At 63.2% G+C, this 15,579-nt stretch carries 13 protein-coding genes and 4 tRNA genes; 14 read left to right on the top strand and 3 right to left on the bottom strand.

What is annotated here, in order from left to right; genetic code table 11:
* Positions 1-143: 143 nt before the first annotated feature.
* Entirely contained in the window at positions 144-1,553 is a 1,410-nt protein-coding gene (dcuC, locus tag HMPREF2896_RS07800) for a C4-dicarboxylate transporter DcuC (protein ID WP_070718945.1), read from the bottom strand.
* Between the two features lie 98 nt (positions 1,554-1,651).
* On the opposite strand from dcuC, the gene HMPREF2896_RS07795 reads away from it, so the two are divergent.
* From HMPREF2896_RS07795 to HMPREF2896_RS07765, 7 genes are read left to right on the top strand one after another with little or no spacing between them, the layout of a single operon-like run.
* The gene (locus HMPREF2896_RS07795; protein WP_070719072.1) at positions 1,652-2,662 is read left to right on the top strand and encodes an o-succinylbenzoate synthase; all 1,011 of its coding nucleotides are present in this window, start codon (positions 1,652-1,654) and stop codon (positions 2,660-2,662) included.
* 48 nt (positions 2,663-2,710) lie between these two features.
* Complete coding sequence (locus tag HMPREF2896_RS07790) at positions 2,711-5,062, top strand: excinuclease ABC subunit UvrA (RefSeq protein ID WP_070718944.1); 2,352 nt, start codon at positions 2,711-2,713, stop codon at positions 5,060-5,062.
* 10 nt (positions 5,063-5,072) lie between these two features.
* Positions 5,073-5,675, top strand: coding sequence for a hypothetical protein (locus tag HMPREF2896_RS07785; RefSeq protein WP_070711046.1), 603 nt, complete (start codon positions 5,073-5,075; stop codon positions 5,673-5,675).
* On the top strand, positions 5,668-7,359 hold the full coding sequence (menD, locus tag HMPREF2896_RS07780) for a 2-succinyl-5-enolpyruvyl-6-hydroxy-3-cyclohexene-1-carboxylic-acid synthase (RefSeq protein ID WP_070718942.1): 1,692 nt from the start codon (positions 5,668-5,670) through the stop codon (positions 7,357-7,359). Before HMPREF2896_RS07785 ends, menD begins: the two co-directional genes overlap by 8 nt.
* Positions 7,360-7,803, top strand: a complete 444-nt coding sequence (locus HMPREF2896_RS07775) for a DUF3592 domain-containing protein (protein WP_070718934.1) — start codon at positions 7,360-7,362, stop codon at positions 7,801-7,803.
* Positions 7,804-7,811: 8 nt separating this feature from the next.
* The gene (locus HMPREF2896_RS07770) at positions 7,812-9,011 is read left to right on the top strand and encodes a glycosyltransferase family 4 protein (RefSeq protein ID WP_070719070.1); all 1,200 of its coding nucleotides are present in this window, start codon (positions 7,812-7,814) and stop codon (positions 9,009-9,011) included.
* 11 nt (positions 9,012-9,022) lie between these two features.
* Positions 9,023-9,712 carry a demethylmenaquinone methyltransferase gene (locus HMPREF2896_RS07765; protein WP_046647771.1) on the top strand — a complete coding sequence of 230 codons (690 nt, stop codon included), beginning with the start codon at positions 9,023-9,025 and terminating at the stop codon, positions 9,710-9,712.
* Positions 9,713-9,734: 22 nt separating this feature from the next.
* On the opposite strand, the gene HMPREF2896_RS07760 is transcribed toward HMPREF2896_RS07765, so the two are convergent.
* Positions 9,735-10,973, bottom strand: a complete 1,239-nt coding sequence (locus HMPREF2896_RS07760; RefSeq protein ID WP_070718930.1) for a geranylgeranyl reductase family protein — start codon at positions 10,971-10,973, stop codon at positions 9,735-9,737.
* A gap of 93 nt (positions 10,974-11,066) precedes the next feature.
* On the opposite strand from HMPREF2896_RS07760, the gene HMPREF2896_RS07755 reads away from it, so the two are divergent.
* Both HMPREF2896_RS07755 and HMPREF2896_RS07750 read left to right on the top strand, forming a co-directional pair.
* Positions 11,067-12,071 (top strand): polyprenyl synthetase family protein, encoded by a 1,005-nt coding sequence (locus tag HMPREF2896_RS07755; protein ID WP_070447998.1) that lies wholly within the window; start codon positions 11,067-11,069, stop codon positions 12,069-12,071.
* A gap of 76 nt (positions 12,072-12,147) precedes the next feature.
* Positions 12,148-12,230, top strand: a tRNA-Tyr gene (locus HMPREF2896_RS07750).
* 67 nt (positions 12,231-12,297) lie between these two features.
* Here HMPREF2896_RS07750 and HMPREF2896_RS07745 read toward each other — a convergent pair.
* Positions 12,298-13,419, bottom strand: a complete 1,122-nt coding sequence (locus HMPREF2896_RS07745; RefSeq protein WP_070718927.1) for a glutathione S-transferase C-terminal domain-containing protein — start codon at positions 13,417-13,419, stop codon at positions 12,298-12,300.
* Between the two features lie 244 nt (positions 13,420-13,663).
* Here HMPREF2896_RS07745 and HMPREF2896_RS07740 point away from each other — a divergent pair.
* From HMPREF2896_RS07740 to nusG, 5 genes are all read left to right on the top strand, one after another.
* Positions 13,664-13,739: transfer RNA gene (locus HMPREF2896_RS07740), tRNA-Thr, on the top strand.
* Between the two features lie 34 nt (positions 13,740-13,773).
* Positions 13,774-13,845 (top strand) — tRNA-Met (locus HMPREF2896_RS07735).
* Positions 13,846-13,972: 127 nt separating this feature from the next.
* A tRNA-Trp gene (locus tag HMPREF2896_RS07730) sits at positions 13,973-14,048 on the top strand.
* A gap of 25 nt (positions 14,049-14,073) precedes the next feature.
* Positions 14,074-14,400 (top strand): preprotein translocase subunit SecE, encoded by a 327-nt coding sequence (gene secE, locus HMPREF2896_RS07725; protein WP_070718925.1) that lies wholly within the window; start codon positions 14,074-14,076, stop codon positions 14,398-14,400.
* Positions 14,401-14,539: 139 nt separating this feature from the next.
* On the top strand, positions 14,540-15,448 hold the full coding sequence (gene nusG / locus HMPREF2896_RS07720; protein WP_070448006.1) for a transcription termination/antitermination protein NusG: 909 nt from the start codon (positions 14,540-14,542) through the stop codon (positions 15,446-15,448).
* The last annotated feature ends 131 nt before the right edge of the window (positions 15,449-15,579 follow it).

Here is a 15,579-nt window from a genome sequence, read left to right as displayed (position 1 = left end):
CTTATTTGATCGATGTGTACGTCCTGCACGGTTGGTTGGTACGTTTTCGTAAATATGCCCGCAGATTTTCGGATTTGGGGGACCTTATTTACCAAAACGTACCGCGGGCTCCGTGATTAACGTTGAGCCCGCGCGAAAAACCGCTACCCAATAAACATGAACGCAAACAGCGTATTGAGCACCGTCGCCACAATCATGGGCACGGAGGTGCGCTTGACCAATTGGATGGGATTGACCTTGATGGCGCCGGAGACAATGAGCACCGCGGCGTTGACCGGGGAGACCTGGCGCATCAGGTTGGAGGTACCCCAGATGGCGGTGAGCATCTGCGGGGCGTGGATGGAGGTCTGCGAAGCCAGGTTGGGCACCACCTCAGAGAAAGCAAAGTAGGGGGCAGTGCCAGAGCCAGTGAGCGCGGCCATTGCGGCGGTGGCGGCGACGAAGATGAGGACGATGAGGACGGCGGCGCCGGAGGAGCCCTCGGCGGCGTCGATAAGCATGTCGATGACACCCATCTGCGTAATACCCTCCACCAGGACAGCAGCAGCCACCAGCAGGGCCACGACGCCCGCAGCACCTTCGCCCATGCCTTTGAAGAAGCTGGAGATGGAATCCACAGCACCGGTGACGGTGCGCTTGCGGATGGATTCGATGATCATCGCGATGAACAAAGAGACCACGGTCACCGGGAGGATGCCGCCCTCAAAGGGGATGACACCCAAGCGGTTAAGAATGGCGGAGACGATGATGAGTAGCAACGGCATGAGCGGAAGCACGGCGTAGTAACCCGGCAGGGAGGCTGCGCGGGCGATGGCTTCCTCGGTAGCGTCATCGTGCATCGAATCGGCGCTGACCTCACCGGAGCTTTCGGCCTTGCGGGCATCCGCCTTGTCGCAGCGGCGTTGCCACCACATGTGGACGAAGGCCGTGATGAGCAGCGTGGGCACCGTGGCGTAGGCGACAGCACCGTAGACGAACTCGGTTGGCGTCATGTTGGTGAGATCGGCACCCTGGATGAGGCCGGCCTCAAGTGGGGTGGGCACGATGGTGGAGGAGGTCACCACGATGGCGCCCACGGTCAGCGGGGTCAGACCCGCAGCGATGAGTGCCGGCAGGAGCGTGGCCACGAGCAAAAGGGAAAGCGCTGCAGCCGAGGGGATCACCAGCGAGAGCAGCGTGCCCAGGATGAAGCCCACCGGAACCAGCCAGTAGGAACCTTTGAAGCGCTTGAGCGGTGAGGAGAGCACCACGACCGTCTTGGCGTCCGCACCGATGTGCCGCATATAGGACACGAAGCCGAAGAGCACCATGATCGCCATGCCGATGCCGGAGAAGCGTGCTTTGAATAGCGCATCCACGACGAGCAGCTGATCGTAGAAGGCATTACCTGTGGCTTCGATTTCGGTGGTGCGGAAATCCGCGCGCCCAGTGAGGGCGGCGAGCATGAGCAGGACTACGCCAACGGCGAAGATGGAGGCCGCGGCGTGGACTTTCTTATAGATGAGGTAGACAACTGCGGCGATGGCCAGCAGTGCGATGAGAAGGTAAAGCATCTGAGGATCCTTCTTCTGGTTATATCCACTTACTGTTATAAGGTAACACCGGCTATGACAGGTGTCGCGCTCAACCCCCCACACGTACGATGAACCTCATGCACATTGATGACGTCCTTGACCGCGCCCACGTGGTCTCCCTTCCACTCGCCGTGAAGTTCCGTGGCATTACGACCCGGGAAGCATTGCTTATCGATGGCCCCGCGGGCTGGGGTGAGTTCGCCCCCTTCCTGGAGTACGGGGCGGAGGAATCCGCCCGCTGGCTCGCCGCCGGCCTGGAGGCCGCCTACGAAGGCTTCCCGGAACCCGTACGCGAGTGGGTAGAAGTCAACGGCACCATCCCCGCGGTCCCCGCCGAGCAGGTCCCGAAGGTCATGGAACGCTACCCCGGTTGCCGCACCTTCAAGATCAAGGTGGCGGAGAAGGGACAGACCCTAGAGGACGATATCGCGCGCGTTCACGCTGTCCGTTCCCACATCGAAGCCCAGGGCCGCGTGCCGGTCCTGCGCGTCGATGCCAACTGTGGCTGGAGCGTCGAGGAAGCCGTCACCGCGGCCAAGGAGCTCATGCCGCTGGACTATATGGAGCAGCCGTGCCAGACCGTCGAGGAACTCAAGGAAGTGCGCACCCAGCTCATGCGCGCCGGGATTTTCGTGCGCGTGGCGGCAGATGAGTCCATCCGCAAGGCCAGCGACCCCTACCGGGTGGCGGAATTGCAGGCGGCGGATGTCGCCGTGGTCAAGCCCGCGCCGCTGGGTGGTGTGCGCAAGGTGCTCGAGGTGGCTTCCCATCTGCGCGAGCGCCACATGGACATCACGGTGGCCTCCGCCCTGGATACCTCGGTGGGAATCTCCATGGGGCTTGCCGCCGTGGCCGCCTTGCCGCAGATCTATGACGACGAAGACATCGACGTCACCCCGGCCGCCGCGGGCCTGGCCACCGGTTCGCTGTTCCTCGAGGATGTCACGGCACCGCGCGAGCTTGTCGACGGTCACCTGCGCGCCGAAGCCCTTGCCCCCGACCCGGATCGCCTCAGCGCGCTCGCCGCGCCGGGCGAGCGCCGCGAGTGGTGGTTTGAGCGCGTGCGCCAGTGCTGGCCGCACCTTTAAAAGCACAGCTCACGGTCCATGTCCGGAGGTCAGCGTAGGCTGGCGGGCATGACGATTTCCGTGAGAGACGCGCACCTGCACAACCTTCGCAACGTGGATGTGGACCTTCCGCGCGGCCAGCTCGTAGCCGTGACGGGGGTGTCCGGTTCCGGCAAGTCTTCGCTGGCCTTTGGCACCATTCATGGCGAAGGCCAGCGCCGCTACCTGGAATCCGTCGCGCCCTTTGCTCGACGCCTCATCGCCTCCGCGGTGGACCCTCAGGTCGGCCGCATTGAGGGGTTGCCGCCGACGGTGGCGTTGCAGCAGTCGGCGTCGGCAAGCAGTGCGCGCTCCACGGTGGGCACGATTTCCGCCATGTCTAACTCCGTGCGCTTGCTGTACTCGCGCTGCGGTGACAACCCGGAGGGGCTGTACTCCGATTCCTTCTCCCCGAATACCCCGGAAGGCATGTGTCCGGAGTGTCAGGGCACCGGCGTGGTCCACGAACCCACGGAGGCATCCATGGTGCCGGACCCTAGCTTGAGCATCGAGGAAGGCGCGATTGCTGCGTGGCCAGGGGCCTGGGCGGGCAAGAACTTCCACGACATTCTGCAAGAACTGGGCTATGACTTGGATTCACCGTGGGAGGATTTGCCGCAGAAAGACCGCGAGTGGATCCTCTTCACCGAGGAGCGCCCGGTGGTAACCGTCAAGCCGCGCCGCGGGGCGGATCAGATCCAGCGCAATTACGAGGGCACGTGGCGTTCCGTGGCCAGCTACCTGACCAAGACCTATGCGGAGACGAAGTCGGATACGCTGCGTGCCCGCGTCTTGAGCTTCATGGAAACCCGCCGCTGCGATACCTGTCAGGGGCGCCGGCTGACGGCGAAGGCGCTCAAGGTCACCTACGCCGGGCTGCCGATCGACGAATTCAATGCCCTTCCGTTGAGCGAAGCCCACGAGCTGCTAAGCGCTCAGAAGCCACAGCCGAATGATGCCGAAGACCTGCTCCTCAAGGCCCTCCTTCCGGCCTTTGAATCCGCACTGGAACTCGGCCTGGGGCACCTCAGCCTGGATAGGCCGACGGACACGCTCTCGGGCGGTGAGGTGCAGCGCCTGCGCCTGGCTGCGCAGCTGCGCTCTGGACTCTATGGCGTGACCTATGTCCTGGATGAGCCCTCTGCGGGCCTGCACCCGGTGGAGCGGGGCGCGGTGCTTGATATGTGCCGGCGCTTCATCGCGGAGGGGAACTCGGTGCTGCTGGTGGAACACGACATGGAACTGGTCAAGCAGGCCGATTGGATCGTGGATGTCGGCCCGCTCGCCGGTGAGCGCGGCGGCCAGGTGGTGTACTCGGGTCCCGTCGCCGATTACATAGAGGCGGCGGACTCCGCAGATACTCCCACCGCGCGTGCCTTAGCCCGCCCGCGTCCCACGCCCAAGGCCGAAGCGCGCCCGGCGCACGGTGATATCGCGCTGTGCCGGGTGCACTCGCACACCATCGATGGCCTCGACGTGGACTTCGGACTCGGCCAGTTTACGGCCATTACTGGGCTTTCGGGTTCCGGCAAATCCACGTTGCTGGCCGCACTCCATGACATGCTCATGGGGCCGGACTGTCCGAAGCAGGTCAAGCGCGTGGTCTCCATTACCCAAAAGCCAATCGGCCGAACCCCGCGCTCCACGGTGGCGACGTACACCAACCTCTTCGACAACGTGCGCAAGCTCTTCGCGGCCACCCCGGAGGCCAAGAAGAAGAAATGGACGGTCTCGCGCTTTTCCTACAACGTTAAGCAAGGCCAGTGCCCCACCTGCGGTGGCGCCGGCCAGATCGAGGTCGAGCTGGTCTTCCTTCCAGGCTCCTATACCCAGTGCCCGGATTGCCAGGGACAGCGCTATAACGATGACACCTTGTCCATCCGCTGGAAGGGCAGGACCATCGCGGACATCCTCGACCTTACGGTGGAAGAGGCCCTGGAGGTCTTTGCAGATGAAGCGCCGATCCTCCACGCGCTGCAAACCTTGGAAGCGGTGGGGCTAGGTTACCTGCGCTTGGGCCAGGGCGCTCCGGAGCTTTCCGGCGGTGAAGCGCAGCGCATCAAGCTTGCCACGGAGCTGCAGCGCTCCCGAAACTCGCGCCGGGGCCATACCGTCTACCTGCTGGATGAGCCCACCGTCGGGTTGCACCCGGCCGATATCGACCTGCTCATCGCTGAGCTGCACTCGCTGGTGGAGGCCTCCCATACTGTCGTGGTGGCAGATCATGACCGTCACCTCATTGCCGGCGCTGACCGGGTTATTGAGATGGGCCCGGGGTCTGGTTCGGATGGCGGAAAGATTGTGGCGGATGGCACGCCGGGTCAGGTTTCCACGGGACTAACGCCCACCGGGCGGGTGCTAAGTGGCGCGGGTGCACGATAAGGTAAATCCCATGACCAACAACAACGGCGACAACGAGACGCGGCAGTTCGGCCGCGTCACCGGTGAGAACGAAACCCGCCAGTTCGGCGCGCCCCAACAGCAGCCGCCACAGCGTCCCCAACAACACTTCCCGGAGCCCGGATCCCAGAACGCGCAGGCCTATGGTCAGCCCTATCAGCAGGGCTATGACCAGAACTATCAGCAGCCGCAGTATGACCCGGTCCCGTCCAGCTACCAGGTGGAGCAGCCGAAGAAGGGCGGGGGAGCCCTGTCCTATGTCTTCGCGGCCATCGCTGCTATCGCCGTCGTTTTCGCCGGCGTGCTGTTCTTCCTGTGGCGCGGTGCGGCAGCGGATGCTGACAAACCCGCCCCGGAGCCGGTTACCGAGACCGTGACCACCGAGGTTCCCACCACGGTGACCACCACCAAGAGCTCGCCGCGGGATAACCTCCCCACCGATATTCCGACGGAGCTGCCGACGGAGCTGCCGCCGGACGTCCAGGACCGTGTGGACCAGGGGGGAGCCGAATTGGAAGGGTTGATCAATGACCTCTTCGAGCAATTCGATTCGGGCATGGAAGAGCTCGATACGGGTGGTGCAGGCAATGCCTAATACTGAATCTCACACCGAGCCCACTGCCTCCGCGCAGCCGGAGTCGATGCAGCTGGCCGAAGCACTGGCGGCCCAGCTTTCGCGGCACCTCACCGACGTGGTTATCTGCCCGGGTTCGCGCAACGCACCGCTGTCTTTGGCGCTTCTCGCGCGCAGCGATATTCGCGTGCATACCCGCCTGGATGAGCGCTCCGCCGCCTTCGCTGCTTTAGGTTTGGCACGCGTCCAACGCCGGCACGTCGGCATCGTGATGACCTCCGGCACCGCGGTGGCTAATGCCCTGCCCGCGATGGTGGAGGCGCATTACTCGCATACCCCGCTGGCCGTCATCAGCGCGGACCGGCCGGCCCGCTTGGTGGGCACGGGGGCCTCCCAGACTATTGAGCAGCCCGGCATCTTCGGCGTGTACGCAGAGACCACCCAGGTGGAGAGCACGAGTGATATCCCGCTTATCGCGGAGCGCTTTTTGAATGACCGCCAGGTGCACATCAACGTGGCTCTCGATGCCCCGCTGGTAGGCGAAGAGCTGCCCGGTAGCCCGACGGATTACACGCAGCACCGCGCTCGTACCCCGCGGTGGGCGAATCACGGAGAGGTGGCCGTCGATCTCAGCCGCAACACGCTCGTCATCGCCGGCGATGAGGCCTGGGAAGTCGAAGGCCTGGAGGATGTCCCCACCATCGCCGAGCCCACGGCACCTGCGCCCTATCACCCGGTGCACCCGGCCGCGGCGCACCTCTTCCGCCGCGCTCAGGTCTCCGCCAACGACTACGTGGTCAACACCAAGGTGGAGCAGGTCATCGTCGTGGGCCATCCCACCCTGCACCGTGGAGTTCTGGCGCTGCTGAGTGATCCCGATATCGACCTCATCTGCCTGTCCCGCACGGAAGATTTCACTAACCCGCGCGGCGGGGCCGCGCAGCTAGGAACCACCGTCAAGACCAGCGGCGAGCCCACGCGAGAGTGGATGAAAATCTGCGAAGGCGCAGCCCAGATGGCGGCCGACGGTGTTCGTGAGGTTCTCGCGGAGACCACCGGTGAGGAGTCTACTCAGCCCGAGATTGGCTTTACCGGTCTCCACGTCGCCGCCGCGGTGGGCGATACCCTCGCCGTTGGTGACACCCTTGTCCTAGGTGCCTCCAACGCGGTGCGGGATGCGTCCTTCATCGGCCTGCCTTTTGACGGGGTGGAGACCTATTCGCCGCGCGGGGCTGCCGGCATCGACGGCACCGTCGCGCAGGCCATCGGTATCGCCCTGGCCACCCAGTCCCGCGAAGCCGACGCCCCGCGCGCCCCGCGCACCGTGGCGCTCATGGGGGATGTCACCTTCCTCCACGACGCCACTTCGCTCATCCTCCCCGAAGACAACCCGCGCCCGGAGAACCTCACCATCGTCGTCTCAAACGACGACGGCGGCGGCATCTTCGAGGTGCTCGAACAGGGCCGCGAGCCCCTGCGCGACTCCTTCGAGAAGGCGTTTGGAACGCCGCATGGGGTGGGCGTGGCCAAGCTAGCGGAAGCCTGCGGTGCTGAGCACCGCGAGGTGAGCTCGGCGCAGGAGCTGCTCGACGTTTTGGCAGAACTCAAGGAATACTCCACCGGCATCACCGTGGTGGAGGCGCATACCACGAGGTCCTCGCGCCGCGCGCTGCAGGAAGCTTTGAATGCCAAGGTAGGTCAGTAAATGACGCGGCGCCGGGTACGCCAGCTGATCCTGGTGCTGTACGCCGCAGCTCTCGTGGGCATGGCGGGAATGGTCATCGGCCCTTTTCTCAATGACCGCACCATCGGCGCCAACCCCGGGCGCGCCCTGGCCACGGTGACGGATGTCGGCACCTTGCGTACCTTCGTGGATTTCCAGGACTCCGAGGGTATCTATCACACCCCGCCCACCGGCCTGCTTTATCCCACCGGGCTGGGGGAGGGACAGCAGGTCTGGGTGCTCTATGCCAAGAACAACCCGGACCTAGTCAAGGTGGAAGGCCGAGAATGGACGCTATCGATCATTCCAGCGCTGTCCTCTGCAGTTGTGGCGACCCTGATTGCCGGTGCGTGCTGGTGGGCAAGCGGGAAAATTAACCGGAATTTAGCACGTGCTTTACCAGCTGAGCACCCAGGAAAGGAATGATGGGGCGCATGCGTGTAGCCATCGTCGCGGAATCCTTCTTGCCTAACGTCAACGGAGTGACCAACTCCGTGCTGCGTGTCCTCGAATACCTCCACGAGCACGGCCACGAGGCCATCGTCATCGCTCCTGGTGCCCGGGATGGGCAGGAGGAGATCCCTGATTACCTCGGGTTCACCATCGTGCGCGTGCCCACCGTGCGGGTGCCGCTGGTGGATTCGCTCCCGGTCGGCGTTCCCACTTCCGCTGTGGACGAGGCGCTGCGCGAGTTCAAGCCGGACATCATTCACTTGGCCAGTCCCTTCGTTCTCGGAGCTGCGGGCGCATTCTCCGCACGTCAGCTGCGCATTCCGGCAGTGGCGCTGTACCAGACGGACGTCGCGGGATTCGCCACCAAGTACCATGCCTCCGCGCTGGCCTATGGGGTGTGGGAGTGGCTGCGCACCATCCACAACGCGTGCCAAATGACTCTCGCGCCCTCCTCACTGACCATCAGCGACTTGGAGAAGCACCACATCAAGAACGTGCGCCACTGGGGCCGCGGCGTAGACTCGGAGCGCTTCCACCCCTCGAAGCGCTCGGCGGCGCTGCGCCGGAACTGGGACTCTACGGGGAAGAAAAAGATCGTCGGCTTTGTGGGCCGGCTGGCCGCAGAAAAGGGCGTGCACCGCCTGTCCGCGCTCAATGATCGTGAGGATATTCAGCTCGTCATTGTTGGCGATGGCCCAGAGCGTCCGCTGCTGGAGGCCCAGCTGCCAGGTGCAGTCTTCACTGGGGCGCTGGGTGGCGAGGAGCTCGCAGCCGCATATGCAAGCCTTGATGTCTTCGTGCACGCCGGCGAGTTCGAGACTTTCTGCCAGGCCATCCAGGAAGCGCAGGCCTCAGGCGTGCCCACCATCGGCCCCCGCGCGGGCGGCCCGGTGGACCTCATTGAGGAGGGCTATAACGGGTTGCTTCTCGATGTCCCTACGTTCGTCGAGGATCTCCCGAATGCCGTCGACGCGCTTCTCAATCCGGAGATTCACCAGGAGATGCGGGAGAACGCCCGGAAGTCGATTGCCTCCAAGACTTGGCCGGCGTTGTGCGAGCAGCTGCTGGGCTACTACGACGAGGTTTTGGAGAATGTCCGTGAGGTCCCGCTGACCATTCTGGGCCAGCGTCCGGAGCTGCCGCGTTGGGCCGCTCGCGCTCTGGGAGCGCGCGTCGCCTAAACTAGGCGCTTGTGTCTAAGGCAGATCTGGAGAAGAAGCCCTTCGATGTCGCGCGCATGTTTGACGCGGTGGGCAAGAAATACGACATCACCAACACGGTGCTGTCCTTTGGGCAGGACGCGCGCTGGCGCCGTCTGACGCGCGAGCGGCTCAACCTGAAGCCAGGGGAGAAGGTCCTCGACCTGGCTGCCGGAACGGCCGTCTCGACGGAAGAGCTGTCCAAGTCCGGCGCGTGGTGCGTGGCCTGTGACTTTTCCCTCGGCATGCTCGCGGCTGGCGCGGAACGCGATGTTCCCAAGGTGGCCGGCGATGGAATGCGCCTGCCCTTTGCGGATAACACTTTTGACGCGGTGACCATTTCCTACGGTCTGCGCAATATCCACGACTTCGAGCTGGGGCTTCGGGAGATGGCGCGCGTGACCAAGCCCGGCGGGCGCCTAGCAGTGGCGGAGTTCTCCAAGCCGGTCATTCCGGTCTTTGGCACCGTCTACAAGGAGTATCTGACCCGCTTGCTGCCGCCGATTGCCAAGGTCGTCTCCTCCAACCCGGAGGCCTATATCTACCTCGCGGAGTCCATCCGTGCGTGGCCGGAGCAGCACGAACTGGCCGCTGCTATTAACCGCAATGGCTGGGAGCAAGCAGGTTGGCGCAACCTGACCTTCGGCATCGTGGCGTTGCACTCCGCAGTGAAGCCCGCTTAAGAGGGCAGCAGGCCTAAAGGCCCTAGGCCCAGAGCGGGGTATCGCGCCGCAGCGTGGAGACCGCCCCGCCGGCCAGCCGCCAGGCGCGGGCGAGGAGGTCCTTGTCCTCGTCGGTGATGAGGTTGCCCATAAGACGCGCTGCGGCCGGCATGAGCATGCGGCCCACCGGCCCGCGCATGGCCACAGGCCCGGCCAGCGGCAGGAACTGCGGGTAGGTCAGCAGGCGCGCGGCGGTGCGGGCAAGTAGGAAGGCCTCGCCATACTCGGCGCGCAGCCGGTCTGGCCACGCCAAGGTGAGGTCCTTGGTGCCGAGCATCTCCACGGCGAGTGCTGCCGTTTCCAGGCCATAGTCGATGCCCTCGCCATTGAGCGGATTAACGCAGGCCGCAGCGTCACCGATGAGCATCCAATTGGCGCCGGCAACTCCAGACACCGCACCACCCATCGGCAGCATCGCCGAGGTGACGTTGCGCAGCTCGCCTAGACCCCACTCCGAACGCTGCTGTTCGGCGTAGAAATCCAGCGCCTTCTTCGTGTTGAGGCGGGCCGGGCGGGCGGCCGTAGAGAGCGCGCCCAAGCCGATGTTGACCCCCTGGCCCAGCGGAAAGATCCAGCCATAGCCCGGCTGCACCACACCCTCGGGATCCTTGAGCTCAACGTGGGAGTGCATCCATTCCTCGCCGTCCTGCGGTGAATCGGCATAAGCGCGTGCAGCAATGCCATAGACCTCCTCGCGGTGCCAGGTGCGGCCCAACTGTTTGCCAAATGTTGAGCGCACCCCGTCGGCCACGATGACCCACTGGGCGCGCACGCGGCGCTTGCCGACGGAGAACTCCATCAGCCGGTTACCGTCCAGCTGCGGCTGTGTCGCCGCGCCGGTTATCAGTTGCGCGCCGGCTGCCTGCGCAGCCTCAACCAGCAGCGCGTCGAATTCATAGCGCGGCAGGGCCGTGCCTTTGTGCGAGGGGTAGGTCTTAGGCCACGGGGCGGTGACGGTGCCGCCGAAGCCATGCAGTTTGAGGCCGCGGTTGCGGTAGGAAGCATTGACTTCGATGCCAAGGAGCTCTAGCTGGTGCATGGCACGTGGGGTCAGTCCATCGCCGCAGGTCTTGTCGCGGGGGAAGGGGGAGGCGTCGACAAGCAGCGTCTCGTGGCCGGCGCGTGCGGCGTGGATAGCGGCGGCAGCGCCGGCGGGCCCGGCACCTACGATGGCGACGTCAACAAGGGTGGAATCGATCTGCTCCGACATGGGGACTATCATTGCACGGGATAGTGGCCACAAGTGTGTTGAGGGCCGTGCCATGGGCTACGGTAAGTAAACACTAGGATTTTTGAGCTTAAAGGAACACGTTTAATGTCACACGGCCAAACTCACGCCAAGCACGTGGACTTGGGGGATGCGCAGCTCACCGAGCGTATCAACGCCGGGATGGCTGCTGTAGAGGACCTGCTGAATACGGAGCTCGACCGCGGGCAGGACTTCATCAAGGACAAAGTGCGCCACCTGTCCCTGGCTGGTGGCAAGCGTTTCCGCCCGATGATGGCGTTGTTGGCCTCCGAGTTCGGTGAACGTTCACAATCCCCCGAGGTGGTGAAGGCGGCAACCGTGGTGGAAATGGTCCACGTGGCTACGCTCTACCACGACGATGTCATGGATGAGGCGGAGCGCCGACGCGGCGTGGATTCCGCGAACTTCCGGTGGACCAACTCGGTGGCGATTCTGGCGGGCGATGCACTGCTCGCGCACGCCTCGCGGCTGATGAGCCAGCTGGATACCCACACGGTGGAGCATTTCGCGGAGACTTTCGAGGAGCTCGTCACCGGCCAGATGCGGGAAACCATCGGTGCTGGCGAAGCCAATGCCGTAGAGCACTACACGGCGGTGATCCGGGAAAAGACCGCGGTGCTGATCGCGTCCGCCGGCTACCTGGGTGCCTACCACGCGGGTGCGGGTCCAGAACAGTGCGAGGCGCTGCGCCAAATCGGTGCGGCCGTAGGCATGATTTTCCAGATCGTCGACGATGTCATCGACATCTTCTCCGACTCCGAGGAATCCGGGAAGACCCCGGGCACGGACCTGCGCGAGGGCGTGTTCACCCTGCCGGTGCTCTATGCCCTGGAGGAGGAAGGCGAGGTCGGCGATGAGCTGCGCGCCCTGCTGACGGGCCCGCTGGAGGATGACGCTTCCGTACAACGCGCCATCGAGCTGCTGTGGCAGTCGGGCGGCCGTGATAAGGCGCTGGCCGACGTCAACGCGTACCTGCGCGTGGTCGAGGACCAGCTCTCCCTGCTGCCGGAATGCACGGCTAGTGAAGCACTGCGCCAGTTGGCGGACTATACCGTTCAGCGCGTGGGTTAAAAGCCCCTCCTGCCTGGCGATTTGCATGTTAGGCGGGAGTTCGTAGTAAAGTACATAACCGCACTCAAGAGTGCTTGCCAGGTTGCCCGAGCGGCCAAAGGGAGCGGACTGTAAATCCGCCGGCTTTCGCCTTCAGAAGTTCGAATCTTCTACCTGGCACAACATGAATCCCGCAGACACATCACATGGGTCTGCGGGATTTTTCGATCTCCGGGTGACTCAGGGGCTAATCCAACGTGAACAGCTCTCGCTGGAAATCCGTGGGGTTCTTCAACCGCTCAGCCTTGGGCAACGGCCCCGGCAGGGTGGTGCCTTCAGCGAAGGGCGCACCCGGCAGGTGATCGCGGCCGTGGGGCTGTGCCAAACCATTAAGGTCGGGGCCGGCCGGCACCACTTGGGTGGGATTAATTTCGCGGTGGACGATGTAGTAGTGCTGCTTGATCTCGGTGAAGTCGGTGGTATCGCCGAAACTGGGGAGCTGGAATAGCTCGCGCAAGTAGCCATAAACGTTCGGCATCTCGCTGATCTTATTCCGGTTGGTCTTGAAGTGGCCGTGGTAGACAGCGTCAAAGCGGATCAAGGTGGTGTATGCCCGGATATCGGTCTCCGTGATGTGCTCGCCCATGATGAAGCGGCGGTGGGCTAGCCGCTCCTCCAGCCAGTCGAGGACCTCGAAGACATCCGCATAGGCCTCTTCATAAGCCTCCTGGGATGCGGAGAATCCCGCGCGATACACGCCGTTGTTGAGCTTCCTGAAGATGACGTTGTTGACTTCCTCCATCTCCTCCTGTTGCTCGGACGGCGGCAGCAGGTTGGGTGCGCCTTCTCGTTGGAAGTCGGTCCACTCTGTCTGGAAGTCCCGCACCATGGAGTTGAAGTCGTTGGTGACAACCTTGCCGCTGGACTCTTCCACAATGGCTGGCACCGTGATGCCCCGCGGATAGGCAGGAAAGCGCGCGAAATACGCATCCTGCAGGCGGGGGATGCGTAGGACGGGGTCGAGCCCGTCGGGGTCGAGGTCGAAAGTCCAGGAGCGCTTGTCGTGGGTGGGGCCCGCCAGGCCTAAGGAGATGATATTTTCCAGTCCCAACAAACGCCGAACGATGATCGCGCGGTGCGCCCACGGGCAAGCGCGCGCAGCAATGAGGCGATACCGGTGGGGCTGCACCGGCCAGTCGAGGGCCTCGCCGCTACCAGCCACGGAAGGCTGTGGTTCGTCACCGGTGACCGAGGCAAGAATGCGGTCGCCGATGTAGTTGGTGTCTCGCTTGAATTCGCCGTCCGTCGAGGCATTCTGGGCGTCGCCGGCCCAGTCCTTCGGTGTCTGCTTCTGGGTACCAGAGCTCATGTGTCCTCCCTAGAGCACATAAAGTATTTGATACGTCAACAATAGCTGGGTTTGGTGCGCCTGGAGTAGGGGCGGTCTACCGCGAGAGTGGTGCAAGGGTGATGTGTGCGAGTTTAGGTGCCTGAAAAGTGCGCAAAAACCATTGTCGTACTGGCGATTTGTGTTGTTTAAGCGTTTCGGGTTAATCTTTTCAAGGCTTCAACGAGAGCACAGCGGAAGAAACTCCGTGACTCTAAGAGGCTGTGCCCCCTTAGCTCAGTCGGCAGAGCGTTTCCATGGTAAGGAAAAGGTCGACAGTTCGATTCTGTCAGGGGGCTCCATTCATGTTTCTGGAAGCTTTCAGAAAGTGAATATGGCGGTGTAGCTCAGTGGTAGAGCAAGCGACTCATAATCGCTGTGTCGCGAGTTCAATTCTCGCCATCGCTACCGGGAAAGAAAAGCGCCCGCATATGGGCGCTTTTTCACTACCGACTCCCAGCCTTATACGGCACGTGGTTTCCATGGGGAATCACTGTTCTGGTAGGGTTGTGCGTTGTCCCAAAAGGGCACGCAGAGGGGCGTGGCGCAATTGGTAGCGCAACGGTCTCCAAAACCGTAGGTTGCAGGTTCGAGTCCTGTCGCCCCTGCCACATCACTTCCAAGGAGGGAATCGCCGTGAGCGAGGAAAAGCAGCCGAGCACCGGGGCTCCGCGCCCAACCGGCAAGCGTCAGCTCTCTGGCGCAGCGACCACCTCTACTGATTCCTACACCGACAAGCGCGTCGTGCGCGTCGAGGATAAGAAGGAAGATTCTTTCGGCGGATCCGTCGGCTCCTTCCCGGGTGAAGTCGCCTCTGAGATGAAGAAGGTCGTGTGGCCTACCGGCAAGGAAATGCTTCAGTACGTTCTGGTGACCTTCGCCTTTCTTATCGTCCTCACCGCTCTGGTGTGGGGCGTGGACACGCTGACCGGCCTCGGAGTTGAAGCAATCCTCGCGCCTTAGTACACTAATTTCATACTTTCATCCCGCCGCCTTCCCGCTAGCTCGACTAGGGGAAACGGCGGGATACTTTTTGCCCTAGTCCCGCCGAGTACCCTGGTGGGGGACTGGAAGAATGAACACCAATTTGGAGTAGCAGACAATGAGCGAAGAAAACACTGGCACCTCCCTCGAGCAGGCCATGATCGATAACGTCCAGGAACAGGCCGCCGAAGCGGTCGAGGCTACTGAGGAATCCCAGCAGCCGCAGGAGGAACTGTCCGCTGAGGAGAAGGAAGCTGCCGAAAAGGAAGCTGCTACCAAGGCCGCTGAGGCTGCTCTCGGTGGCGTCACGGATGAGGCTGAAGGCGAGGGTGCAGGGGAGGTGTCGGCAAGCGCTGAGGCAGACGCCGCCGCTGCCGCAGACGCCGAGTACAAGTCCCGCCTGCGCGCCTTTACCCGCGAGCTGAAGAAGCAGCCGGGCCAGTGGTACATCATCCAGTGCTACTCCGGTTATGAGAACAAGGTGAAGACCAACCTCGATATGCGTGCCCAGACACTCGAGGTGGAGGATTCCATCTTTGAAGTCGTTGTGCCGGTCGAGCAGGCCATTGAAAAGAAGGACGGCAAGAAGAAGGTAGTCAAGCGCAAGCTGCTGCCGGGCTACGTGCTGGTGCGCATGGAGCTTAACGACGCCGCCTGGTCCGTCGTCCGCGATACCCCGGGCGTGACCTCCTTCGTGGGCAATGAGGGCAACGCGACCCCGGTGAAGATCCGCGACGTTGCTAAGTTCCTCATGCCGAACGATCCGACGGTCTCTCCGGAGGACTCCGCAGCAGACTCCGAGGGCGAGCAGGTTGTGGCCATGCCGGAGAAGGAGGCCGCCAAGGCCTACGCGCACGACTTCGAGGTGGGCGAGGCCGTCACCATCCTGTCTGGCCCGCTGGCTTCCGTCTCCGCCACCATCTCCGAGATCGACCCAGAGACCGGCAAGATGCAGGGCCTGGTGTCCATCTTCGGCCGCGAGACCCCGGTGGAGCTGTCCCCGACGGAGATCGAGCGCATCTCCTAAAAAGCGATTTTGAGCTGGGCGCACGGTGTTCTAGACTTGAACGCCGTGCGCTTTTGCGCATCTTGAAACGTTCATCCTCCGGTGGCCCACAATGCGTGAGCATCCGGACGGGGCGCTGTTATTCATCGTGG

It is taken from the genome of Corynebacterium sp. HMSC069E04 (genome assembly GCF_001813175.1).
In the GTDB taxonomy this organism is placed as follows: domain Bacteria; phylum Actinomycetota; class Actinomycetes; order Mycobacteriales; family Mycobacteriaceae; genus Corynebacterium; species Corynebacterium aurimucosum.
Note: the sequence above shows the minus strand (reverse complement) of the source record. Positions and strands in the feature narration are given on the sequence as shown.